The sequence below is a fragment of the uncultured Pseudoflavonifractor sp. genome (assembly GCA_904419835.1).
Taxonomy (GTDB): Bacteria; Bacillota; Clostridia; order Oscillospirales; family Oscillospiraceae; genus Pseudoflavonifractor.
The window spans coordinates 1-21,538 of sequence record CAJFTA010000042.1; the positions used below are offsets into that span (position 1 = coordinate 1).

21 protein-coding genes are annotated in these 21,538 nt (G+C 64.1%); 7 read left to right on the top strand and 14 right to left on the bottom strand.

Annotated elements, in window-relative coordinates:
- Nucleotides 1-1,711, top strand: a 1,711-nt coding sequence (locus QZY67_RS08255; RefSeq protein ID WP_295369668.1) for an AAA family ATPase, incomplete at its 5' end; no start/stop codon positions are given.
- 55 nt (nucleotides 1,712-1,766) lie between these two features.
- On the opposite strand, the gene QZY67_RS08260 is transcribed toward QZY67_RS08255, so the two are convergent.
- Nucleotides 1,767-2,915: a VanZ family protein gene (locus QZY67_RS08260; protein WP_295369669.1), complete on the bottom strand. Its 1,149-nt coding sequence runs from the start codon at nucleotides 2,913-2,915 to the stop codon at nucleotides 1,767-1,769.
- A 233-nt stretch (nucleotides 2,916-3,148) separates the two neighbouring features.
- Here QZY67_RS08260 and QZY67_RS08265 point away from each other — a divergent pair, with 233 nt between their 5' ends.
- Complete coding sequence (locus tag QZY67_RS08265) at nucleotides 3,149-4,408, top strand: helix-turn-helix transcriptional regulator (protein ID WP_295369670.1); 1,260 nt, start codon at nucleotides 3,149-3,151, stop codon at nucleotides 4,406-4,408.
- A 71-nt stretch (nucleotides 4,409-4,479) separates the two neighbouring features.
- Here the strand turns inward: QZY67_RS08265 and QZY67_RS08270 are convergent, their stop codons facing one another.
- From QZY67_RS08270 to glnA, 5 genes are all read right to left on the bottom strand, one after another.
- Entirely contained in the window at nucleotides 4,480-5,094 is a 615-nt protein-coding gene (locus QZY67_RS08270) for an NUDIX hydrolase (RefSeq protein ID WP_295369671.1), read from the bottom strand.
- A gap of 404 nt (nucleotides 5,095-5,498) precedes the next feature.
- On the bottom strand, nucleotides 5,499-6,716 hold the full coding sequence (locus QZY67_RS08275) for an LL-diaminopimelate aminotransferase (RefSeq protein ID WP_295369672.1): 1,218 nt from the start codon (nucleotides 6,714-6,716) through the stop codon (nucleotides 5,499-5,501).
- 113 nt (nucleotides 6,717-6,829) lie between these two features.
- On the bottom strand, nucleotides 6,830-7,633 hold the full coding sequence (gene dapF, locus QZY67_RS08280; RefSeq protein WP_294535216.1) for a diaminopimelate epimerase: 804 nt from the start codon (nucleotides 7,631-7,633) through the stop codon (nucleotides 6,830-6,832).
- An 87-nt stretch (nucleotides 7,634-7,720) separates the two neighbouring features.
- Nucleotides 7,721-8,263 carry an ANTAR domain-containing protein gene (locus tag QZY67_RS08285; protein ID WP_294535219.1) on the bottom strand — a complete coding sequence of 181 codons (543 nt, stop codon included), beginning with the start codon at nucleotides 8,261-8,263 and terminating at the stop codon, nucleotides 7,721-7,723.
- A gap of 110 nt (nucleotides 8,264-8,373) precedes the next feature.
- A complete protein-coding gene (glnA, locus tag QZY67_RS08290) occupies nucleotides 8,374-9,711 on the bottom strand; it encodes a type I glutamate--ammonia ligase (RefSeq protein ID WP_295369673.1) in 1,338 nt (445 codons plus the stop codon).
- 489 nt (nucleotides 9,712-10,200) lie between these two features.
- On the opposite strand from glnA, the gene QZY67_RS08295 reads away from it, so the two are divergent.
- The 5 genes from QZY67_RS08295 to QZY67_RS08315 all read left to right on the top strand — a co-directional run bounded on the left by QZY67_RS08295 (nucleotide 10,201) and on the right by QZY67_RS08315 (nucleotide 13,361).
- Nucleotides 10,201-10,413: a FeoA family protein gene (locus tag QZY67_RS08295; RefSeq protein WP_294535224.1), complete on the top strand. Its 213-nt coding sequence runs from the start codon at nucleotides 10,201-10,203 to the stop codon at nucleotides 10,411-10,413.
- A 13-nt stretch (nucleotides 10,414-10,426) separates the two neighbouring features.
- The gene (locus QZY67_RS08300; protein ID WP_294520151.1) at nucleotides 10,427-10,648 is read left to right on the top strand and encodes a FeoA family protein; all 222 of its coding nucleotides are present in this window, start codon (nucleotides 10,427-10,429) and stop codon (nucleotides 10,646-10,648) included.
- Nucleotides 10,649-10,736: 88 nt separating this feature from the next.
- Entirely contained in the window at nucleotides 10,737-12,968 is a 2,232-nt protein-coding gene (gene feoB / locus QZY67_RS08305) for a ferrous iron transport protein B (RefSeq protein WP_295369674.1), read from the top strand.
- Nucleotides 12,944-13,108 carry a hypothetical protein gene (locus tag QZY67_RS08310; protein WP_295369675.1) on the top strand — a complete coding sequence of 55 codons (165 nt, stop codon included), beginning with the start codon at nucleotides 12,944-12,946 and terminating at the stop codon, nucleotides 13,106-13,108. The genes feoB and QZY67_RS08310 overlap by 25 nt, the downstream gene beginning before the upstream one ends.
- 70 nt (nucleotides 13,109-13,178) lie before the next feature.
- Nucleotides 13,179-13,361: a FeoB-associated Cys-rich membrane protein gene (locus QZY67_RS08315; protein WP_295369676.1), complete on the top strand. Its 183-nt coding sequence runs from the start codon at nucleotides 13,179-13,181 to the stop codon at nucleotides 13,359-13,361.
- Between the two features lie 58 nt (nucleotides 13,362-13,419).
- On the opposite strand, the gene QZY67_RS08320 is transcribed toward QZY67_RS08315, so the two are convergent.
- The 8 genes from QZY67_RS08320 to QZY67_RS08355 all read right to left on the bottom strand — a co-directional run bounded on the left by QZY67_RS08320 (nucleotide 13,420) and on the right by QZY67_RS08355 (nucleotide 21,473).
- Nucleotides 13,420-13,767, bottom strand: a complete 348-nt coding sequence (locus QZY67_RS08320) for a hypothetical protein (protein WP_294535234.1) — start codon at nucleotides 13,765-13,767, stop codon at nucleotides 13,420-13,422.
- 14 nt (nucleotides 13,768-13,781) lie between these two features.
- On the bottom strand, nucleotides 13,782-14,363 hold the full coding sequence (locus tag QZY67_RS08325; protein ID WP_295369677.1) for a histidine phosphatase family protein: 582 nt from the start codon (nucleotides 14,361-14,363) through the stop codon (nucleotides 13,782-13,784).
- Between the two features lie 24 nt (nucleotides 14,364-14,387).
- On the bottom strand, nucleotides 14,388-17,210 hold the full coding sequence (gene uvrA / locus QZY67_RS08330; RefSeq protein WP_295369678.1) for an excinuclease ABC subunit UvrA: 2,823 nt from the start codon (nucleotides 17,208-17,210) through the stop codon (nucleotides 14,388-14,390).
- A gap of 59 nt (nucleotides 17,211-17,269) precedes the next feature.
- Nucleotides 17,270-17,479, bottom strand: coding sequence for a hypothetical protein (locus tag QZY67_RS08335; protein ID WP_295369679.1), 210 nt, complete (start codon nucleotides 17,477-17,479; stop codon nucleotides 17,270-17,272).
- A complete protein-coding gene (locus QZY67_RS08340; RefSeq protein ID WP_295369680.1) occupies nucleotides 17,476-18,414 on the bottom strand; it encodes a M28 family peptidase in 939 nt (312 codons plus the stop codon). Before QZY67_RS08340 ends, QZY67_RS08335 begins: the two co-directional genes overlap by 4 nt.
- A 24-nt stretch (nucleotides 18,415-18,438) precedes the next feature.
- On the bottom strand, nucleotides 18,439-18,762 hold the full coding sequence (locus tag QZY67_RS08345) for a hypothetical protein (RefSeq protein WP_295369681.1): 324 nt from the start codon (nucleotides 18,760-18,762) through the stop codon (nucleotides 18,439-18,441).
- Entirely contained in the window at nucleotides 18,759-20,729 is a 1,971-nt protein-coding gene (gene uvrB / locus QZY67_RS08350) for an excinuclease ABC subunit UvrB (protein WP_295369682.1), read from the bottom strand. Before uvrB ends, QZY67_RS08345 begins: the two co-directional genes overlap by 4 nt.
- Nucleotides 20,730-20,792: 63 nt before the next feature.
- On the bottom strand, nucleotides 20,793-21,473 hold the full coding sequence (locus tag QZY67_RS08355; RefSeq protein WP_295369683.1) for a JAB domain-containing protein: 681 nt from the start codon (nucleotides 21,471-21,473) through the stop codon (nucleotides 20,793-20,795).
- Between the last annotated feature and the right edge of the window lie 65 nt (nucleotides 21,474-21,538).

The window sequence follows — 21,538 nt, forward strand, 5'->3', positions numbered from 1 at the left end:
GGCCCGGGGCGAGCTCCACTGCATCGGCGCCACCACCCTCAACGAGTACCGCCAGTATATCGAGAAGGACGCCGCCCTGGAGCGGCGGTTCCAGCCCGTGCTGGTCAACGAGCCCACCGTGGAGGACACCATCGCCATCCTCCGGGGCCTGAAGGAGCGGTACGAGGTGTACCACGGCGTGAAGATCACCGACAGCGCCATCATCGCCGCCGCCACACTCTCCAACCGCTATATCACCGACCGGTTCCTCCCCGACAAGGCCATCGACCTCATCGACGAGGCCTGCGCCATGATCCGCACGGAGATCGACTCCATGCCCACCGAGCTGGACGTGATCCAGCGGAAGATCACCCAGCATGAGATTGAGGAGGCCGCCCTGAAAAAGGAGACCGACAAGATCTCCCAGGAGCATCTGGCCGAGATCCAGAAGGAGCTCTCCGACATGCGGGAGGACTTCAAGGCCAAGAAGGCCCAGTGGGAGAACGAGAAGGACGCCATCGGCAAGGTCCAGAAGCTCCGGGAGGAGCTGGAGCAGGCCAACGCCGAGCTGGAGAAGGCCCAGCGGTCCTACGACCTGAACAGGGCCGCCGAGCTTCAGTACGGCCGCATCCCCGAGCTGCACAAGCGGCTGGAGGCCGAGGAGGCCCTGGCCCAGCAGGGCAGGGAGAACTCCCTCCTGCGGGACAAGGTCACCGAGGAGGAGATCGCCCGCATCATCGAGCGCTGGACCGGCATCCCCGTGGCCAAGCTGATGGAGGGCGAGCGGGAGAAGCTGCTCCACCTGGAGGACATCCTCCACAAGCGGGTCATCGGCCAGGACGAGGCCGTGCGCCTGGTGTCCGAGGCCATCCTCCGCAGCCGGGCCGGCATCGCCGACCCTGACAAGCCCATCGGCTCCTTCCTGTTCCTGGGCCCCACCGGCGTGGGCAAAACCGAGCTGGCCAAGACCCTGGCCGAGGCCCTGTTCGACAGCGAGAAAAACCTGGTGCGCATCGACATGAGCGAGTACATGGAGAAGTTCTCGGTCTCCCGCCTCATCGGCGCGCCTCCGGGATACGTGGGCTATGAGGAGGGCGGCCAGCTCACCGAGGCCGTCCGCCGCCACCCCTACTCGGTGGTCCTCTTCGACGAGGTGGAGAAGGCCCACCCCGACGTGTTCAACGTGCTCCTCCAGGTGCTGGACGACGGTCGGATCACCGACAGCCAGGGCCGCACCGTGGACTTCAAGAACACCATCATCATCCTCACCTCCAACCTGGGCAGCCAGTTCCTGCTGGACGGTATCGACGCCAGCGGCGAGATCAGCCAGACCGCCCGGGACCAGGTAAACGACCTGCTCAAGCACTCCTTCCGGCCCGAGTTCCTCAACCGGCTGGATGAGATTGTGTTCTACAAGCCCCTGACCAAGGACAACATCACCCACATCATCGACCTGCTGGTGGCCGACCTGAACCGCCGCCTGGCCGACAAGCAGCTCACCGTGGAACTGACCCAGGCCGCCAAGGACTTCGTCATCGACAGCTCCTACGACCCCATCTACGGCGCCCGTCCCCTGCGCCGCTTCGTGCAGCACACCGTGGAGACCCTCATCAGCCGCAAGATCATCGCCGACCAGGTCTCCCCCGGCGACACCATCACCGTGGACTGCCGGGACGGCGCGCTCACCGTGGACGCCCATCAGGTGCTCACCGGCGAGGTTGTAACCCAATAACAGAAACAGACCGCAGAGCGGCGGCAGCGCATTAAATGCGCTGCCGCCGCTTTTCTTATATCCCGGAGGGCTGGTCCGCCTCTGTCACCGTGCTCACAAGGCCTGTCCCGGACCAGCGCTCATAAAACGCCGGCCTGCCCCCCATCACCCGGGCCAGGGCAAGGAACAGGAACACCAGGTATCCCACCACAGCGGCGCCGCCCAACAGCAGGCCGGCCAGCTCTGTCACCAGCCCCCAGGCCTCCAGAGCGTCCAGCAGGCAGCGGAGCGCGGGGAGGCTCCAGCGGACTGCGGCCAGCAGGAGGCCGTAGCGCAGGAGGTACTGATACCACCTGGGCGGCCGCCCCGCCGCTGTGACCAGCTTCAGCCGGGTCAGGCGGTGCCCCACTGTGCTCCCGCCCAGCAGCACGGGGCAAAAAGCAAAATAGGCCAGGCAGAGCGCCTGCACCGCCGATTCGGGCAGCTGCACCCGCCAGTGAAACGCCGCGGCCGCCAGATTCAGCACCACCACAGCCAGCCCCAGCACAATGCCGTCGTACAGCAGCGCCACCAGCCGCCGCAGGAAGGACACCCGCCGCCCCCGGGCAAAGCTGGCCCGGTCCATCTTCTCCCGGGTGGGCAGCACACGCGCCGCCAGCCCGGCAATCAGGTACCCGATCATGCTGCCGCAGGTGTTGACCATCAGGTCGTCCACGTCAAAGATGCGGTAGCTGCCCGGATAGATGAAGTAGAGCCCGGTGAGCTGGGTCAGCTCGAAAAACAGGGACAGCAGCGCGGAGAGCACCAGCGTCTTTTTCCAGCCGCAGCGGAAGTAGTAGCGCAGATACATGCCAAAGGGCACGGTCATCAGGAGATTGAACGCCGTGGTCAGAAAGGCCCCGCAGGTGAACAGGGAGACCCAGGTCTCCGGCCGGTTCCAGACAACATGGGAGGTGCGAAGGATGTCCCCCACAAAGGCGAAGGGGATCAGCTGGGCCTTGTGGCCGTGGAGAGCGGCCGCCGCCTCGCTGCTGGGCAGGGGCAGAATGACCAGGCAGTACACGCACAGGAGGTACAGCACAAAGGAGTACACCACCAGGATGCGCACGCTGAGCACCGAGCCGTACTTGTGGTAGTTGAACGCGATGTAGGGGACGGTGAACAGCACCGCCAGAATGGGGAACAGAATGGCCGCCTGCCGGAGCGCCTCCAGATAGCTGCTCATGGAACTTACCTTCTCTCTTCTCTTCGTTGGTATCTATGCTATCAGAAAAGATTCAAGGAATCCTTAAGAAGGACATTATTTTTTCTTTTTTCGCGTTTTCCGCTCCCTCTCGAGCCCGCAAAGCCTTGGAAACACTGGGATTCTACCGCTGGTTTACCGTCTCCCACCAGAAATCGGTTGCCAAATCTCTCCGGCTCGGCTATGCTGAAAGCAGAAAAAAGGAGGTGCCGCATATGGACAGCATCCGAACCGGCAGTTTTATCGCCTCCCTCCGCCGGGAGAAGGGCATGACCCAGAAAGAGCTGGCCTCTCTGCTGGGCGTCAGCGACAAGGCGGTCAGCAAGTGGGAGCGGGGCGAGAGCTACCCCGAGGTCACCCTGTTCCCCGCCCTGAGCGCCATTCTGGGCGTCACCGCCGACGAGCTGATGGCAGGGGAGCGCCAACCCCGGCCCCACACCGAAGCCCCCGAACCCGTCCGCGTCCCCGAGCAGTCCCTCTATCCCCTCCTGATGGACAGCGTGCGGGAGAAGGCCGCCCGCAGCGCCCTGCTGGCCTGGCTGCTGGCGGTGCTGGCCTTTGTGGTCAAGTACGCCTTCTCCGGCAACAGCCTCAGCGAGGGCCCCCTCTTCCCCTGGCTGGCCCCCGGGGCCGCCGCCCTGCTGGGCATCGCGGGGGCGGTGCTCCTGTTCCTGGCCTCCGGGCAGTTCTCCGCCTCCCGGCGGCAGTACCAGGCCATGTCCGGCCTCACCGACGGCCGCACCCTCTCCCCCTATGTCCTGCTCTTCGCCCTCACCGCATTGTTCCTGCTGTCCAGCCTGACCCTGGACGCCATGGCGGGCAGCAGCGTGCTCAACGCCAAGGGCGACAACCTGGTGGTCCTCAAGTCCAGCACCATCAACCTCTCCATCGTCTTTGCCTGCGTGCTGGCCGCCGCCAACCTGGCCATCCGCCGGTGGGGCGACCGGCGGCCCGACCGGCCGGACCGGCTGGAAATGGCCGTCACCCTGCTCACCGCCGCTGCGACCGTGGCCGCCGCCCTCCTGCTGATCCGCTTCCTGTGGGACGCGGTGGAGCAGGGGCTGTACCAACAGCCGATTCTGCCCGACCTGGGGGAGGACGGCCCCCAGTACGGCGGATTTGACTACCTGAAGTATCTGGTGTCCGGCCTCCAGTACGGCCTGCCCGGCGTGGCCCCCGCGCTCTTCGGCGGCATCGGGGCCTGCGCCCTGCTCAACCTGTTCTGGATGGTCCGGCGGCGGGACCTGCGCAGCGTGGTGTGCGGTCTGGCCAATCTGGCCATCCCCGGCCTGGTGCTGGGCGGCTTCGACTTCTGGTTCAAGCTGGCTCCCTTTTATAGCGCGTTGAACGGTACCGAGCCCACCGCCTTCCTCTTTGTGGTGGTGATCGGCCTGTTCGACCTGTTCCTGGCCGCCGCCCTCACCCTCCGTCACCTGGCCGGCGCGGCGGCGCCAGTCCGGCGTCCTCACGGATAAAGGCATCTGAAAAACAGCCCGCCTCCGGGCCGCAAAGCGGCCCGGAGGCGGGCTGTCCCCTGTACGGGCATTCAGTCGAATTCCGGCTGCCAGTTTTCATCTCCGGCTGCGCGAAAACACAGCGCAACCTGCCCGGCCGTGGTCTTGTCCTCGCAGAGGGACGGCAGGCTGTCCTGGGCAAACCATCCGCTGTCCACAGTCTCCAGATTGGCCTGGAATTCACCGCCTACCAGTTTGCAGAGCACAAAGACCTTGCAGACGCCGTTGAGAAAGGCCGGGGTGTTGTGGCGGTTGCGGTCGTGAAGGGCGATGATCCGCTCTGCCACAACCTCCAGTCCTGCCTCTTCCCGGACCTCCTTCTCTGTGTTTTCCCTGATACTCTGATCCACATCCACCCATCCGCCCGGCAATGACCACAGGCCGCCGCGCTCCTGTACCAGGAGGATCTTTCCCTCCCGGAACACAGCCGCCCGGGTATCCAGCTTGGGCGTCTGATAGCCTGTCTCACAGCAGAACAGCTCCTTAACCCTGCCCAGCGGAATGTCCGCCTGATGGCTCACCATCTCGGCCGCAATATCCCGAATGCGCTGAAACCGCTCCAGATCATAGGGATCCTTCGAATAAGTCAGGCCGGCCTGCGCCAGAAACTGCAATTCCCGCGCCCACTTGGTCCAGGTTTCATCCATGTATATTACCTCCTTCAGTACTATCCATATTTTTGCACATCGCAAAAGGCCGCTGTGGATTTGGCGCAATTCTCCGTTTTGCCCGGCAGATGCACAGATAGGACGGCGCAGCTGAAAATTGCGCCGTCCTATCTCAGGCTGTCGAAAAAATCCAAGGACTTTTTCGACAGCCTTCAAAAATGCCGTTACTTCCGCGCCGCACAGCGGCGCAAAAGTCCTCGCTCCGCTCTCCGCAAGCCTTGCGCAGCAAGGCATTGCGGGGCATTCGATTTCACGCGAGGCGGGCGGCTGCCCCCTCGCGCTCCCCCGCCCCGGTCCAGGCGGATTCTGTTCAACGGAAGTTTTTCGACACGCTGAGAGAGGACAGCCCAGTTGAAAACTGTGCCGTCCTCTCTCTTTTCCGATTAGAGCACCTTGCAGATACGCTCAACGGCCTCCACGGTGGCGTCCGCGCCGCCGAAGGCTGTCAGGCGGATATAGCCCTCGCCGCTGGGGCCGAAGCCGGCGCCGGGGGTGGTGACCACGTTGGCCTGGTGGAGCAGCTTGTCGAAGAACTCCCAGGAACCCATGCCGTCGGGGGTCTTGGCCCAGACGTAGGGGGAGTTCTCACCGCCGGACACGGTGAGGCCGGCGGCCTTCAGGCCGTCAAAGATGACCTTGGCGTTGCGCTTGTAGAAGGCGATGTTCTCCATCACCTGGGCGTGGCCCTCGGGGGTATAAATGGCGGCCGCGCCCCGCTGGACCACATAGGGCACGCCGTTGAACTTGGTGCACTGGCGGCGGTTCCACAGGGCGTTCAGGCTGGCGCCGTCCCGCTCCAGGGCCTTGGGCACCACGGTGTAGGCGCAGCGGGTGCCGGTGAAGCCGGCGGTCTTGGAGAAGGAGCGGAACTCGATGGCGCAGGTCTTGGCGCCGGGAATCTCAAAGATGCTGTGGGGGACCTCCGGGTCGGAGATAAAGGCCTCGTAGGCGGAGTCAAAGAGAATCACGCTGCCGTTGGCGTTGGCCCAGTCCACCCAGGCCTGGAGCTGGGCGCGGGTGGCCACGGCTCCGGTGGGGTTGTTGGGGAAGCAGAGGTAGACCAGGTCGGCCTTCTCCTGGGGGATGGCGGGCGCAAAGCCGTTCTCCGCCACACAGGGCATGTAGACCAGGCGGCTCCACTTGCCGGTCTCCTCGCTGAAGTCCCCGGCCCGGCCGGCCATGGCGTTGGTGTCCACATACACGGGGTACACCGGGTCGCACACCGCCACCACGTTGTCGGTGCCGAAGATGTCGCCGATGTTGCCGCAGTCGCTCTTGGCGCCGTCGGAGACGAAGATCTCGGAGGGGTCAATCTCCACGCCCCGGGCGTGGTAGTCGTGGGCGGCAATGGCCTCCCGGAGGAAGTCGTAGCCCTGCTCGGGGCCGTAGCCGTGGAAGCCCTCGGCGGTGGCCATCTCGTCCACGGCGGCGTGCATGGCGGCGGTGACGGCGGGCACCAGGGGGCGGGTTACGTCGCCGATGCCCAGGCGGATGAGCTTCTTGTCCGGGTTGGCGTCAGCGTACACCGCCACCCGGCGGGCAATCTCGGAAAACAGGTAGCTGCCGGGCAGCTTGAGGTAGTTGCGGTTAATGGTGGTCATATGCATCCTCCGTATCTGCTCCTCCTCGGGGGACCCCGGGGCGGAAATTTTCTGTTGTAACCTGTTGGCAGGCATTATTGTATCGCTTTTTCCCACGGGACACAACGGTAATTTTACTTTTCCAGGGAAATTTCTCCTTCAAAGACGGTCACCGCCGGGCCGGTCATGTAGAGATGGCCGTTCTCCTCCGCCCAGCGGACCTCCAGCTCGCCGCCGGGCAGGCGGACGGCGGTGTGGCGGGACACCAGCCCGTCCTGGGCCGCGGCGGCCAGGGCGGCGCAGGCGCCGGTGCCGCAGGCCAGGGTCTCGCCGCTCCCCCGCTCCCACACCCGCACCTTCAGGCCGCCCCGGTCATCCGTCTGGGCAAACTCCACGTTCACCCGGTCCGGGAAGGCGGGGTGGCGCTCCAGGGCCGGGCCCAGCTCCGCCAGGTTCAGGGCGTCCACCTCTCCGCAGAACACTACGGCGTGGGGATTGCCCACCGACACGGGGACGGCCCGCCACGTTCTCCCCGCCGCCGTCAGCTTTACCGGCGGCGACAGCGCCGGCCGCCCCATGTCCACCAGCACCGCGTGCACCCGCCCGTCCCGGAGAAACAGCTCCAGGTAGCGCACCCCGGAGGCGGTCTCCACGGTCAGAAGGGAGGTCTTTCTGGTCAGCCCCTTGTCGTACACGTATTTGCCCAGGCAGCGGATGCCGTTGCCGCACATGGCCCCTTCCGAGCCGTCGGCGTTGAAAATCCGCATGCCGAAGTCTGCCCGCTCCGACGGGCAGATGCAGATCAGCCCGTCCGCCCCCACGCCGAAGTGGCGGTCGGACAACCGGGCCGCCAGCTCGGGCAGATTGTCCGGCAAGCCGCCGGTACAGTTGAGATACACATAGTCGTTGCCCAGACCCTGCATTTTGGTAAAGCGCATGGCTCTCTCCCCCGCCGCCCCGCCGGATTTCCGGCGGGACGTGCCCTGCGGGGGCTGTCCCCCGGAGCGGGGCCGTACCCCCTATCCCTATGCGCCGCAGTCCTCGCTGAGAACCTGCCGGGCGGTATCCAGCAGGCGGGAACCGCTGTCCATGCTCCGCTTCTGAAGGTAGCGGTGGGCCTCCTCCTCCGAGATGCCCCGGCTGGCCATCAGGACGGCCTTGGCCTGCTCCACCACCGCCTTCTCCTCCTCGCTGCGGCGGGGGCGGGTCATCTTCTCCAGCCGGCGCCCCACCTGGAGCAGCAGCCGCACCGAGGCGATCAGGTCCCCCCGTGATACCGGGGAGGCCAGCTTGAAGATATCGTCGCTCCCGCACATCTCCAGCATGCCCTGGGCGGCTACCATCAGCATGGCGCAGGACGGGGGCAGGTCCTCAAACAGGTGCTCGGCGGACTCGTCATGGAATTTATACCCGCAGACCACGGCGGAGATGCGCTGCTTGCTCACCACCCGCTTGACCTCGGCGGCGCTGCGGCAGACCACGCAGGAGGCGGTGCCGGAGCTCTCCAGAATATCCCGGATGCGCCGGCCGCTCTCCTCCTTGGCAAAGGCCACAATAATTTTTTCCATCTTCCGCTCCGCTCCTTCCTGTGAGGCGTATGCGCCGGGGGGACGGCGCGTCTGTTCCGCCCCGTCCCCCCGGTTTTGCCGGCAGTGCCGGAGCTGTCATTGGGTTTTGCTCAGTAGTTGATGATATACTTCTCCCGCTCCCAGGAGGACACACGGGTACGATATTCATCCCACTCTTTCTTCTTGCCCTCGATGTAGTTGTGGGCAACGTGCTCACCCAGGGTGTTCAGCACCAGCGTGTCCGCCTCCATCAGGCGGATGGCCTCCTCCAGAGAGCTGGGCAGGCTGGTGATGCCGTGCGCCTTCCGGGTGGCCTCGTCCATGGCATAGATGTTCTTGGTGATCTCAGCCGGGGGCGTCAGGCCCTTCTCAATGCCGTCCAGGCCGGCGGCCAGGCACACGGCGAAGGCCAGGTAGGGGTTGCAGGCCGGGTCGGGGGAGCGCAGCTCCACACGGGTGGACTGGCCCCGGGAGGCGGGGATGCGGATGAGGGCGGAGCGGTTGGAGGCGGACCAGGCCAGATAGCAGGGAGCCTCGTAGCCGGGCACCAGCCGCTTGTAGGAGTTGACCAGAGGGTTGGTGATGGCGGCCATGCCGGGCACGTGGCGCAGCAGGCCGGCGATGAAGCTGTACGCCTCCCGGGACAGGCCCCGCTCGTCGTTGGGGTCGTAGAACACATTTTTGCCGTCCCGGAACAGGGACATGTTGGTGTGCATGCCGGAGCCGGCCACGCCGAAGATGGGCTTGGGCATAAAGGTGGCGTGGAGGCCGTTTTTCTGGGCGATGGTCTTGACCGCCAGCTTGAAGGTCATGATGTTGTCGGCGGCGTGGAGGGCCTCGGCGTACTTGAAGTCGATCTCGTGCTGGCCCTGGGCGCACTCGTGGTGGCTGGCCTCAATCTCAAAGTTCATCTGCTCCAGGGCCATGCAGATCTCCCGGCGGGTGGACTCGCCGTGGTCCAGGGGGCCCAGGTCAAAGTAGCCCGCCTCGTCGTTGGTCTTGGTGGTGGGCTTGCCCTCGTCGTCGGTCTGGAACAGGAAAAACTCTGCCTCAGGGCCCACGTTGAAGGTATCAAAGCCCATGTCATGGGCCTTCTGGATGGTCCGCTTCAGCACGTCCCGGGGATCGCCCACAAAGGGGGAGCCGTCGGTGTTGTACACGTCGCAGATGAGCCGGGCCACCTTGCCGTGGCCGGGCCGCCAGGGGAACACGCGGAAGGTCCGCAGGTCGGGGTAGAGATACTGATCGGACTCGTCGATACGGACAAAGCCGTCAATGGAGGAGCCGTCGAACATGCACTGGTTGTTGACGGCCTTCTCAATCTGGGAGGCGGTGATGGCCACGTTTTTCAGCTGGCCGAAAATGTCCGTGAACTGGAGGCGGATAAACTCGATGTCCTCCTCCCTGACAATGCGAATGATGTCTTCCTTCGTGTGAAGGTGGGTCATGGTGCGCGTCCCCTTTCATCCTCAAAAAATCATGTTTCTGTATTCCGTCGAAAAAAGGCGCTCCGATCCCCCGAGGGGCGGAACGCCTTTGTTCTCAGCCAATGGTTTGAGTATAAGCACTTCGGCGCCGGTTGTCAATGGTTTGGCTCGTCTTCGCCCTGCCGGGCGGATACGCGGGCGAATTCCACAGCCGAATTTATACATTCATCTGACAGCGGGACCCCGTTGCCCCGCCGCTTTCCTCTGACATACTACCATACCTGCGGGCCGGTTGGCAATCGGCAAAATCATCGGCTTTTTCCGTCAGATGTCCGATGTTTCCGTTTTTGTTGACAAGGACGGCCGCCCTTTGCTCCGCCCGCTGTCCGGCGAAATTTTTTTCAGTCTCCCCTTGACAAATTAAGTTAGCTGTTGTAAACTCAGTCCGTTCAATGGTTAGTGATAGCTAATCATTGGTCTGAATAAACATGACAGCCGGGAGGAGCGTTTATGATGCCGCTTACAATGGCAAAAGCCGGCGAGACGGTCACCATCCGGAAAATCACCGGAAAGGATGAAGTCCGCCTTCATCTGGCAGAACTAGGATTTGTTGTGGACGGTACGGTCACGGTGGTCAGCGAGATTGCCGGCAACCTGATTCTTCAGGTCAAGGACAGCCGGATTGCCCTGGACAAGACCATGGCCAACCGAATCATGATTTGAGAGGAGCAGGGATATGAGAACACTCAGGGACGCAAAGGTGGGCGACACGGTCACCGTCGCCAGGCTCCACGGTGAGGGCGCCGTCAAGCGCCGCATCATGGACATGGGCATCACCAAGGGGGTGGTCATCCATGTGCGGAAGGTGGCCCCGCTGGGGGACCCCATGGAGCTGAACGTGCGGGGCTATGAGCTGAGCGTGCGCAAGGCGGACGCGGAGATGATCGAGATTCAGTGATGCGTGTGTCTTTCTCAGCGCCGGCGGCAGAAGCCGCCTGTTCTTTGGCAGTATAGTTAGCAAATGCTAATGGAAAGGGAGTAGCAAGATGGAGTACAAAATCGCGCTGGCGGGCAACCCGAACTGCGGCAAAACCACGCTGTTCAACGCCCTGACCGGCTCCAGTCAGTATGTGGGCAACTGGCCCGGCGTCACCGTGGAGAAGAAGGAGGGCAGGCTGAAGGGCCACAAGGACGTGGTCATTCAGGACCTGCCCGGCATCTATTCCCTCTCCCCCTACACGCTGGAGGAGGTGGTGGCCCGGGACTATCTGGTGGGCGAGAAGCCGGACGCCATTCTCAACATTGTGGACGGCACCAACATTGAGCGCAACCTGTACCTCACCACCCAGCTCATCGAGCTGGGCATCCCGGTGGTGGTGGCGGTGAACATGATCGACCTGGTCCGCAAGAACGGGGATAAGATCGACCTGGACCGCCTGGCCGGCGCCCTGGGCTGCCAGGTGGTGGAGATGAGCGCCCTGAAGGGCGAGGGCGGCATGGCCGCCGCGGAAAAGGCCCTGGAGCTGGCCAAAACCCACAAGACCGGCGAGTTGCCCCATGTGTTCACCGGCAGCGTGGAGCACGCCATCGCCCACATTGAGGAGTCCATCCAGGGCAGAGTGGACGACCGGTATCTCCGCTGGTACGCCATCAAGCTCTTTGAGCGGGACGAGAAGGTGCTGGAGCAGTTGGGTCTGTCCCCCGAGCTGAAAAAGCACCTGGAGCTGCACATCGCCGACTGTGAGCACGAGCTGGATGACGACGCCGAGAGCATCATCACCAACCAGCGCTACTCCTACATCAGCTCCGTGGTGGATAAGGCGGTGAAAAAGAAGAAGGCCGCCCACAGCCTGACCGTCTCCGACAAGATTGACCGGGTTGTCACCAACCGCATCGCCGCCCTGCCCATCTTTGTGGCCGTCATGCTGCTGGTATACGCCATCTCCATGGGCCGCTGGACCGTCTCCATCGGAACCCACCTCACTGACTGGGCCAATGACGGCCTGTTCGGCGACGGCTGGTTTGTCCCCTTCACCGCCGATACGGATGCCTGGGACGAGGCTTCCGGCGCCTGGGAGGAGGCCTCCGCCATCATCGCGGCCCACGACGCGGGCGAGTCCGCTGCCTACCTCTACGACGACGAGTCCGGCGAGACCACCACCCTTGCGGTCAATGAGGAGACCTATCAGGCCGCCCTCGCCGTGGCCGAGCCCGACCCCAGCGACTACGGCACCTGGGTACCCGGCCTGCCTGTCCTGGTGGAAAACGGCCTGACCGCCATCGGCTGCAATGATGTGCTCCAGTCCTTGATTCTGGACGGCATCATCGGCGGCGTGGGCGCGGTGCTGGGCTTTGTGCCTCAGATGCTGGTCCTCTTCCTGCTGCTGTCCATCCTGGAGGATGTGGGATATATGGCCCGCGTCGCCTTTATCATGGACCGGATCTTCCGCCGCTTCGGCCTGTCCGGCAAGAGCTTTATCCCCATGCTGGTGGCCACCGGCTGCGGCGTGCCCGGCATCATGGCCTCCCGCACCATTGAGCAGGAGCGGGACCGGAGAATGACCATTATGACCACCGGCTTCATCCCCTGCGGCGCCAAGATGCCCATCATCGCCCTGTTCGCCGGGGCTCTGTTCGGCGGCTCGGCCTGGGTGGCCGCCTCCGCCTACTTCATCGGCGTAGCGGCGGTGATTATCTCCGGCATCATCCTGAAAAAGACCAGGATTTTCGCCGGCGACCCCGCCCCCTTTGTCATGGAGCTGCCCGCCTATCACGCCCCCGCCGCCGTGAACGTGCTGCGGGCGACCTGGGAGCGGGGCTGGTCCTTCATCAAGCGGGCCGGCACCGTCATCCTCCTCTCCTCCATCATCCTCTGGTTCCTCCAGGGCTTCGGTTTTGTGGACGGCGCGTTCCAGATGGTGGCGGACAACAACGACTCCCTGCTGGCCGCCGTGGGCCACACCGTCGCCTTTATCTTCGCGCCGCTGGGCTTCGGCACCTGGCAGGCCACCGTGGCCACGGTCACCGGCCTCATCGCCAAGGAGGAGGTGGTCTCCACCTTCGGCGTCCTGTTCCCGGGCAACCTCACCATGGATATGGCCGCCGCCTTCACGCCGATTGCCGCCTACTCCTTCATGATTTTCAACCTGCTGTGCGCCCCCTGCTTCGCCGCCATGGGCGCCATCAAGCGGGAGATGAACAACTGGAAGTGGACCCTGGGCGCCATCGGCTACATGTGCATGTCGTGGCCCTTATGGTCTATCAGCTGGGCGGCCTGATTCTGGGCGAGGTCTCCTTCGGCGCGGGCACCGTGGCGGCCCTGGTCCTTCTGGCCGGGCTCATCTACCTGCTCCTCCGCAGGAACAAGTATGAGGACCGTCCTCTGGGCGCCCGGGCCGTCGGCGCGGCGGCTAAGTAACGCGCATATATTCCACGGCGGGCGGCATACGCCGCCCGCCGCTGTCACCCTCAGAAAGGAGCTGTTTCCTATGGCAAACATCATCATCGGCCTCATTATCGCGGCCGTCTGCGCGGCTATCATCGCCAGAGGCGTCCACAACCGCCGCCAGGGCAGGCACAGCTGCTCCGGCTCCTGCGGCAGCTGCGGGTGCGGATGCGGCGGATGCGCCGCCTCCGGCGCATGCCACGCGGAGCGCCCAGCCTCCAAATAATCCATACGAAAAAATCCGGCTCTCCCGATGGGAGAGCCGGATTTTGCTATGCCGCCCGTTACGCTTTGGGACTGGCCCCGCAGATGCCCAGCACAAAGGCCCGCAGGGCGTTCATCCGCTCCGCCTCGTCCTCCGGCCAGGGGCTGTCCCCCATGTGGTCGGCCAGCAGCACAGGCACCTGGTAGTTATATACCTCCTGTGCCACCTCCATCTCCACGCCGTCCACCGTATGGTCGGGGCCGCCGTTGACAATGATGCCCTTCAGGTTGGGCACCTGGTCCAGCTCTCCGGCGGTGATGCTGTGGGGATAGAGGGCGCTGTCCACACCCAGGGTTTGAATCTCCTTCAGCAGCCGCTCATTCTCCCGGCTGCCCAGGTTCAGCACTGCAATCATATCCCGCGCCATGGGCACGACCTCCTTTATCTGTTCTGCCCGGTCCGGTCCCAGTCCACCGCCACCCACTGGGCGTTGGGCACGTTGAACCGGTAGAGGGCCTTGTTGTCAAAGGGCACCCCGGCCCGCCAGCCCAGCACCGCCCGGATCACCGCGCTGTGGCATACCGCCAGGGCGGTCTCCCCCGGACCGGCGGCGATGGCGTCCAGGGCGGGGAGAATCCGCTTTAAGGCGTCCCCCAGGGACTCCCCGCCGGGGGGCGCCACCTTCATCCGGTCCTTCTGGTAGGCTTCGTATTCCTCCGGCCACTGCCGTTCAATCTCCGGCCAGGTGCGGCCCTCCCACACGCCGAAGCTCACCTCCCGCAGGTCCTCCACTGGGATGGGGGTGAGCCCCAGACGGCGGCAGACAATCTCCGCCGTCTCAAAGGCCCGGCGCTTTGGGCTGGCGTAGCAGACGTCTATTTTCTCCCCGCTCTCGGCCAGGCGGCGTCCCAGCTCCTCCGCCTGCATGCGGCCGTTGTCATTCAAATCGGTGTCGCTGGCGCCCTGGACGCGCCCGGCCGCGTTCCAGCCGGTCTCGCCGTGGCGGGCCAGTAAAATTCTCATCGCGCATTCTCCCATCTCTATCTGTTACAGCATCCGCTTCAGGTACCGCCCCGTATAGGACGCCTCACAGGCCGCCACTTCCTCCGGCGTACCGGTGACCACAATATTTCCGCCCCCGTCGCCGCCCTCGGGGCCCAGGTCGATGATATAGTCGGCGGTCTTGATCACGTCCAGGTTGTGCTCGATGACCACCACCGTGTTGCCCACCTCCACCAGCTTCTGGAGCACCTCAATCAGCTTGTGGACGTCGGCGGTGTGGAGGCCGGTAGTGGGCTCGTCCAGAATATAGATGGTCTGGCCGGTGCTCCGCTTGGACAGCTCAGTGGCCAGCTTCACCCGCTGGGCCTCGCCGCCGGACAGGGTAGTGGAGGGCTGACCCAGCTTGATATAGCTCAGGCCCACCTCGTACAGGGTCCGGAGCTTATTGTAGATGCGGGGCAGGTTCTCGAAGAAGGGCAGGGCCTCCTCCACGGTCATATCCAGCACCTCATAGATGTTCTTGCCCTTGTAGCGCACCTCCAGGGTCTCCCGGTTGTACCGCTTGCCCTTGCACACCTCGCAGGGCACGTAAATATCGGGCAGGAAGTGCATCTCAATCTTGATGAGGCCGTCGCCCTGGCAGGCCTCGCAGCGGCCGCCCCGGACGTTGAAGGAGAACCGGCCCGGGCCGTAGCCTCTGGCCTTGGCGTCCTGGGTGGAGGCGAATAGGTCCCGGATGTCGTTGAAGAGTCCGGTGTAGGTGGCCGGGTTGGACCGGGGGGAGCGGCCGATGGGGGACTGGTCGATGTCGATGACCTTGTCCAGGTACTGCTCCCCCTCAATACCCCTGTTCTTGCCCGCCCGGAGCTTGGCCCGATTCAGGTCGGCGGCCAGCTTTTTGTAGAGGATCTCGTTGACCAGGCTGGACTTGCCCGAGCCGGACACGCCGGTGACGCAGGTGAAGGTGCCCAGGGGAATGGACACGTCGATGTCCCGCAGGTTGTTCTCCGCCGCGCCCCTGATGGTGAGTACCTTGCCGCTGCCCTTCCGGCGCTCTTGGGGCACGGGGATCTTCTTCCGCCCGGACAGGTAGTCGCCGGTGATGGAGCCGGGGGTGTTCATGACCTCCTCGGCGGTGCCCGCGGCCACCACGCTGCCGCCGTGGACGCCCGCGCCGGGACCGATGTCCACGATATAGTCGGCGGCGCGCATGGTGTCCTCGTCGTGCTCCACCACCAGCAGGGTGTTGCCCAGGTCCCGCAGGTGCTTCATGGTGGCAAGCAGCATGTCGTTGTCCCGCTGGTGGAGGCCGATGGAGGGCTCGTCCAGAATGTAGAGCACGCCCATAAGGGAGGATCCAATCTGGGTGGCCAGCCGGATGCGCTGGCTCTCGCCGCCGGACAGGGTGGCCGCCGATCGGCTCAGGGTCAGGTACTGGAGGCCCACGCTCTGGAGGAAGCCCAGACGGCTCTTGATCTCCTTGAGAATCCGCTCGGCGATGAGCATCTGCTGATGGGTGAGGGTCAGGTGATCGATGAAGTCCAGGGCGTCGGTCACCGACTTGCGGCAGAACTCGTCGATATTGATGCCCCCCACCGTCACCGCCAGGGACTCCCTGCGCAGCCGCCGGCCGCCGCAGTCGGGGCAGGGCCGCTCGCTCATGCACTCCTCCAGCTCCCGGCGCACCGCATCGGACTGTGTCTCCCGGTAACGGCGCTCCAGGTTGTTGCAGATGCCCTCAAAAGGCTGGTACAGTGTGCCCTGGCCCCGCTCCCGGTCGTAGGTCAGCTTCAGCTTCTCCCCCTTGGTGCCGTAGAGGATGATGTCCATCACCCCGGCGGGCAGGTCCTTCACCGGGGTGGTCAGCTTGAATTTGTACTGCTTGGCCAGGGCGTCAAAGTACATCCGGGAGATGGAGTCCCCCTTGATGTTGTTCCAGCCGGAGGCGGTGATGGCCCCCTCCAGGATGGACAGGTCCTTGTTGGGGATGATGAGGTCCGGGTCCACCTTCAGCTGGGCGCCCAGTCCGGTGCAGGTGGGGCAGGCGCCGAAGGGGTTATTGAAGGAGAACATGCGGGGGGTCAGCTCCTCGATGGAGATGCCGCAGTCCTCGCAGGCGTAGTTCTGGGAGAAGAGGATGTCCCGGTCCTCCCCCACCACGTTGATGATCACAATGCCCCCCGCCAGGTTGGAGGCGATCTCCACCGAGTCGGTGAGCCGCTGGGCGATGTCCGGCTTGATGACCAGCCGGTCCACCACCACCTCAATGCTGTGCTTCTTGTTCTTGTCCAGCCTGATCTCCTCGGTCAGGTCGTAGATGGATCCGTCCGCCCGGACCCGGACATAGCCCGACTTGCGGGCGTCCTCAAAGACCTTCTGGTGCTCGCCCTTCTTGCCCCGGATGACGGGGGCCAGCACCTGGATGCGGGTGGCCTCGGGCAGGGTAAGAACCTGATCGATGATCTGGTCGATGGTCTGCTGCTTGATCTCCTTGCCGCACTTGGGGCAGTGGGGGGTGCCCACCCGGGCCCAGAGCAGGCGGAGATAGTCGTAGATCTCGGTCACCGTGCCCACCGTGGAGCGGGGGTTCTTGGAGGTGGTCTTCTGGTCGATGGAGATGGCGGGGCTCAGGCCGTCGATGTAGTCCACGTCCGGCTTCTCCATCTGGCCCAGGAACATCCGGGCGTAGGAGCTGAGGGACTCCACATAGCGGCGCTGCCCCTCGGCGTAGATGGTATCAAAAGCCAGGGAGGATTTGCCCGAGCCGGACAGGCCGGTGAGCACCACCAGCTTGTCCCGGGGAATCTCCACGTCGATGTTCTTCAGGTTGTTCTCCCGGGCTCCTTTGACGTAAATATGGTCCAGCATAGTCGTTGGTTCTCCTTTTAAGTTGCTCTGTTCTCTATTGTTCCGGATTGGGCCGTTCTTTACCCCAGCAGCGCCCGGAATACAATCACGAGACCGGCCAGTAGAATGGCACCACCCGCGGCGCCGCAGAGGATGCGCACCGCTTTGGGCGGCCTATCATTGGTGGCCACCACCAGCAGGGCCAGGGCGGCCAGGCCTACCAGCGTGGGCCACCAGACCTCCAGCAGGATGCCAAGGGTCACTCTCAGATTCTCACCGAGGAAATTCACGGCGTATTCTCCTCCGCCTCCAGCATGCGGCGGATGCCGCCGGTCAGGAGCGCGATGTTCTCCTCCTGAAAGACCGTGTCCCGGCCGGTGTGGATGCGGTCCATGTACCAGCCAATCCGCTTTCCCTTCTTCAGGGCGCAAACCCCCGCCGCCCGGCGGAAGGAGGCGTTGTCCGAGGGGTAGAAGCCAAAGCCCCGCACCACCTCCACCGTCTTTCCACTCTGGGGGAGAAAGGCCACCTCAATCCGCTCCAGGGCGGCCTCGTCCTTCTTCAGGGCCTTGGTCGGGTAAAACTGGATGGAGCTTCCGTCGGACACGCAGTCGAAGTTGAGCACCAGCGCCTCCTCCTTTGCCCGCCTGTGCCGTCCGGCAAAGGCCGACGAGCCCAGCATGCCCCGCTCCTCGTTGTCGAAAAACACGAAGCAGGCCCTGTCCCGCAGCTCCGGCGGCAGGGTGAGGGCGCTCTCCAGCAGGGTGACCACGCCGGAGGTGTTGTCGTTGGCGGTGTGCCGGTTGGCCTTTCCGAAGAACATCCACCACATCAGGAAAATGCACATGCCGATGGCCGGCCATGGCAGGGCCTGGCGCGGCAGGTCCAGCAGCACCACGGCGGCGAACTCCACCACAAAGATTGCCGCGGTATAGAGGAGCACAAACAGCAGCTGATAGGCCAGATACCAGCCCAGGTTCCGGGGCGTGATGAAATTCGGTATGGGCAGCACGGCCTGGGTGTCGTAGTGGGCGGTGAAGAGCACCTCCGCCCGCTCCGGGTCCCCGGCGATGACGTTGGTGCCTGAGAAACGTCCGCTCTCCTCAGTGACGGTCCAGCCCGCCCCCTCCAGCTGTCCCCGCAGCCAGGCCCGAAAGGCCCGCTTCTGCCCTGAGGACTTGCGGACTTGGAAGTCTGACAGTACGGTTTGGGATTGCCTGGTCATAAACCGGCCTCGCTTTCTCTCTGTCTATAAGAAGCCATAAAAAACTGTGTTCAGGGCAAACACCAGCAGGCAGGCCAGCAGTATCAGCCCCGCCCAGCTCAGTATTCCGGCAACCCGGCGCCCCGGGCTTGCGGAAGGGCTGCGCCGCCTTACGGCCAGCGAAACCGCCCCCAATGCCGCCCAGAGGATCGTCCCGGTCAGGAAGCCGAATACCAGCGCCTCACTTCGCTCTCCTCCGGCGGCCCGGAGCAGGACGGCCAGCAGCATATGGAGGGGCGGCTGAACCACGCCCAGCAGCGCCAGGAGCAGGGCGGGCTCCAGCGGTGCGCCGCCGCGGGGGGCTCTCATCCCTCCCCCCGCAGCTTGATGATCTTGTCTCTCAGAATGGCGGCGTACTCGAACTCCAGCATCTTGGAGGCCTCCTTCATCTCCTTCTCCAGCTTGGCGATGGCCTCCAGGCGCTGCTGCTTGGTCATCTGCTTCTGGCTGAAGTCGAACTTCTTGGTCTCCTCCACCTCGCCGGACAGCTCGATGAGGTTGCGTACCGACTTGACCACTGTCTTGGGCACAATGCCGTGGGCCTTATTGAAGGCGTCCTGCTTCTCCCGGCGGCGCTCGGTCTCATCGATGGCGGCGCGCATGGAGGGGGTAACCTTGTCGGCGTACATGACCACCAGGCCGTCGGCGTTTCGGGCGGCCCGGCCGATAGTCTGGATGAGGGAGGTCTCGCTGCGGAGGAAGCCCTCCTTGTCCGCATCCAGAATGGCCACCAGGCTCACCTCGGGCAGGTCCAGGCCCTCCCGCAGCAGGTTGATGCCCACCAGTACGTCGAACACGCCCAGACGCAGGTCCCGGATGATCTCCTGCCGCTCAATGGTGTCGATGTCGTGGTGCATATAGCGGACCTTGATGCCCGCGTTTTTCAGATAGGCGGTGAGATCCTCGGCCATCCGTTTGGTGAGGGTGGTGACCAGCACCCGCTCCTTCCGCTCGGTGCGGGCGTTGATCTCGCCGATGAGGTCGTCGATCTGGCCCTCCACCGGGCGGACCTCGATGCGGGGATCCAGCAGGCCGGTGGGCCGGATGACCTGCTCCACAATCTGGCCGGACCGGGTGCGCTCGTACTCGCCGGGGGTGGCCGAGACGTAGATGACCTGGTTGACCCGCTGCTCGAACTCGTCAAACTTCAGCGGCCGGTTGTCGTAGGCACAGGGCAGGCGGAAGCCGTAGTCCACCAGGGTGGTCTTGCGGGCGTGGTCGCCGTTGTACATGGCCCGCACCTGGGGCAGGGTGACGTGGCTCTCGTCGATGAACAGGAGGAAGTCCTTGGGGAAGTAGTCCAGCAGGGTGTGGGGGGGCGTGCCGGCGGGGCGGCCCTCGATGACCCGGGAGTAATTCTCAATGCCGGAGCAGTAGCCCAGCTCCTGCATCATCTCAATGTCGTACATCACCCGCTGCTTGAGCCGCTGGGCCTCCAACAGCTTGTTCTCCCGCTCGAAGAAGGCCACCCGCTCCTCCAGCTCCTTATAAATCTCGCCGATGGCGGCGTCCATCTTCTCCTTGGGGGTGACGTAATGGGTGGCGGGCCAGATGGGCACGTGGTTGAGGATGCGGATGGGGGTGCCGGTGACGGCATTGACCTCGCTGATGCGGTCAATCTCGTCCCCGAAGAACTCCACCCGGATGGCCGAGTCCTTCCAGTAGGCGGGATAGATCTCCACCGTGTCGCCCCGAACCCGGAACATGTTCCGCTCAAAGGCGATGTCGTTGCGCTCGTAGCGGATTTCCACCAGGCGCTTGAGAAGCACATCCCGCTTCATCTCCATGCCCACCCGGAGAGAGACCATCATCTTGGCAAAGTCTTCTGGCTCACCCAGGCCGTAGATGCAGGAGACCGAGGACACCACAATCACGTCCCGGCGCTCCAGCAGTGCGCAGGTGGCGGACAGCCGCAGGCGGTCAATCTCGTCATTTGTGGCGGCGTCCTTTTCGATGAAGGTGTCGGTGTGGGGGATATAGGCCTCGGGCTGGTAGTAGTCGTAGTAGGAGACAAAATATTCCACCGCGTTGTTGGGGAAAAACTCCTTGAACTCGGCGCACAGCTGGGCGGCCAGGGTCTTGTTGTGGGCCAGCACCAGGGTGGGCCGCTGGAGCTTCTCGATGGTCTTGGCCATGGTAAAGGTCTTGCCGGAGCCGGTGACGCCCAGCAGGGTCTGCTCCTGGAGCCCCAGCTCCACGCCGTTGGCCAGGGCCTCAATAGCCTGGGGCTGATCGCCCGCAGGCTTGTATTCGCTGACTACCTCAAATTTGGGCATACCATCAACTCGTACATTCATTCTATCAAAACGTATGTTCTATTGCAACCTCTTTTTTCCGATTTATATGATTTCCACCAGAAAACCGCTGTCACGCATGGACACCATATCGTCATCCACAAAAATCAGGTGGTCGACAAGAACCACGCCCACCTGACTGAGGAGACTGCGGAGATAGAGGGTGGTCTGCTTGTCCTCGTCGGAGGGCAGGGCCAGGCCGGACACATGGTTGTGGGCCAGAATGACCCGGGCGGCATTGTGGTTGAGGGCGGCCTCCACAATGGACCGGGCGGTAATCTCGGCGGCGTTCACGTTCCCCTCCCCCACCTTGGGGCAGCCCAGGTACTTGCCCTTGCCGTCCATGCACAGGAGAAAGACCATCTCATTCCGTGCGCCGTAGAACAGCGGCGCGAACACCTCACGGGCGGCCCGGGTGGAGTCCACAATGTCCTCCACGCTGGCGCGGGACGCGCCGTACCGCCTGCCCAGCTCCTTGACAGCACGGAAGAGCACCGCCGCCCGCTCTCCCACGCCCTTCACCTGGGCCAGGGCCTCGGGTTTGGCGTCCAGCACGCCCTGGAGGGAGCCGAACCGGTCCAGCAGGTCGTGGGCCAGCGGATTGGTGTCCTGCCGGGGCAGCACATAGAACAGCAGCAGCTCCAGCACCTTGTGGTCGGGGAAGGACTCCGGCCGGGCCATAAATTCCTTCCGCAGCCGGTCTCTGTGTCCCGTATGGTCGGCCATATCTTCCCTCCTCTCATGTCATGCACCAGAGGCACGAAGACCTCCGCGGGGAATTGCCCGCGGAG

Coding starts and splice junctions, on each gene's coding strand:
- QZY67_RS08270 (WP_295369671.1), bottom strand. CDS start 5,094: ATGGATGAAACCTGGACCAAGTGGGCGCGGGAATTGCAGTTTCTGGCG.
- QZY67_RS08285 (WP_294535219.1), bottom strand. CDS start 8,263: ATGGAAAAAATTATTGTGGCCTTTGCCAAGGAGGAGAGCGGCCGGCGC.
- QZY67_RS08315 (WP_295369676.1), top strand. CDS start 13,179: ATGGCAAACATCATCATCGGCCTCATTATCGCGGCCGTCTGCGCGGCT.
- QZY67_RS08260 (WP_295369669.1), bottom strand. CDS start 2,915: ATGAGCAGCTATCTGGAGGCGCTCCGGCAGGCGGCCATTCTGTTCCCC.
- dapF (WP_294535216.1), bottom strand. CDS start 7,633: ATGCGCTTTACCAAAATGCAGGGTCTGGGCAACGACTATGTGTATCTC.
- QZY67_RS08340 (WP_295369680.1), bottom strand. CDS start 18,414: ATGACCAGGCAATCCCAAACCGTACTGTCAGACTTCCAAGTCCGCAAG.
- QZY67_RS08355 (WP_295369683.1), bottom strand. CDS start 21,473: ATGGCCGACCATACGGGACACAGAGACCGGCTGCGGAAGGAATTTATG.
- QZY67_RS08310 (WP_295369675.1), top strand. CDS start 12,944: ATGGTCTATCAGCTGGGCGGCCTGATTCTGGGCGAGGTCTCCTTCGGC.
- feoB (WP_295369674.1), top strand. CDS start 10,737: ATGGAGTACAAAATCGCGCTGGCGGGCAACCCGAACTGCGGCAAAACC.
- QZY67_RS08345 (WP_295369681.1), bottom strand. CDS start 18,762: ATGAGAGCCCCCCGCGGCGGCGCACCGCTGGAGCCCGCCCTGCTCCTG.
- glnA (WP_295369673.1), bottom strand. CDS start 9,711: ATGACCCACCTTCACACGAAGGAAGACATCATTCGCATTGTCAGGGAG.
- QZY67_RS08275 (WP_295369672.1), bottom strand. CDS start 6,716: ATGACCACCATTAACCGCAACTACCTCAAGCTGCCCGGCAGCTACCTG.
- QZY67_RS08300 (WP_294520151.1), top strand. CDS start 10,427: ATGAGAACACTCAGGGACGCAAAGGTGGGCGACACGGTCACCGTCGCC.
- QZY67_RS08320 (WP_294535234.1), bottom strand. CDS start 13,767: ATGGCGCGGGATATGATTGCAGTGCTGAACCTGGGCAGCCGGGAGAAT.
- QZY67_RS08325 (WP_295369677.1), bottom strand. CDS start 14,363: ATGAGAATTTTACTGGCCCGCCACGGCGAGACCGGCTGGAACGCGGCC.
- QZY67_RS08295 (WP_294535224.1), top strand. CDS start 10,201: ATGATGCCGCTTACAATGGCAAAAGCCGGCGAGACGGTCACCATCCGG.
- uvrB (WP_295369682.1), bottom strand. CDS start 20,729: ATGCCCAAATTTGAGGTAGTCAGCGAATACAAGCCTGCGGGCGATCAG.
- uvrA (WP_295369678.1), bottom strand. CDS start 17,210: ATGCTGGACCATATTTACGTCAAAGGAGCCCGGGAGAACAACCTGAAG.
- QZY67_RS08265 (WP_295369670.1), top strand. CDS start 3,149: ATGGACAGCATCCGAACCGGCAGTTTTATCGCCTCCCTCCGCCGGGAG.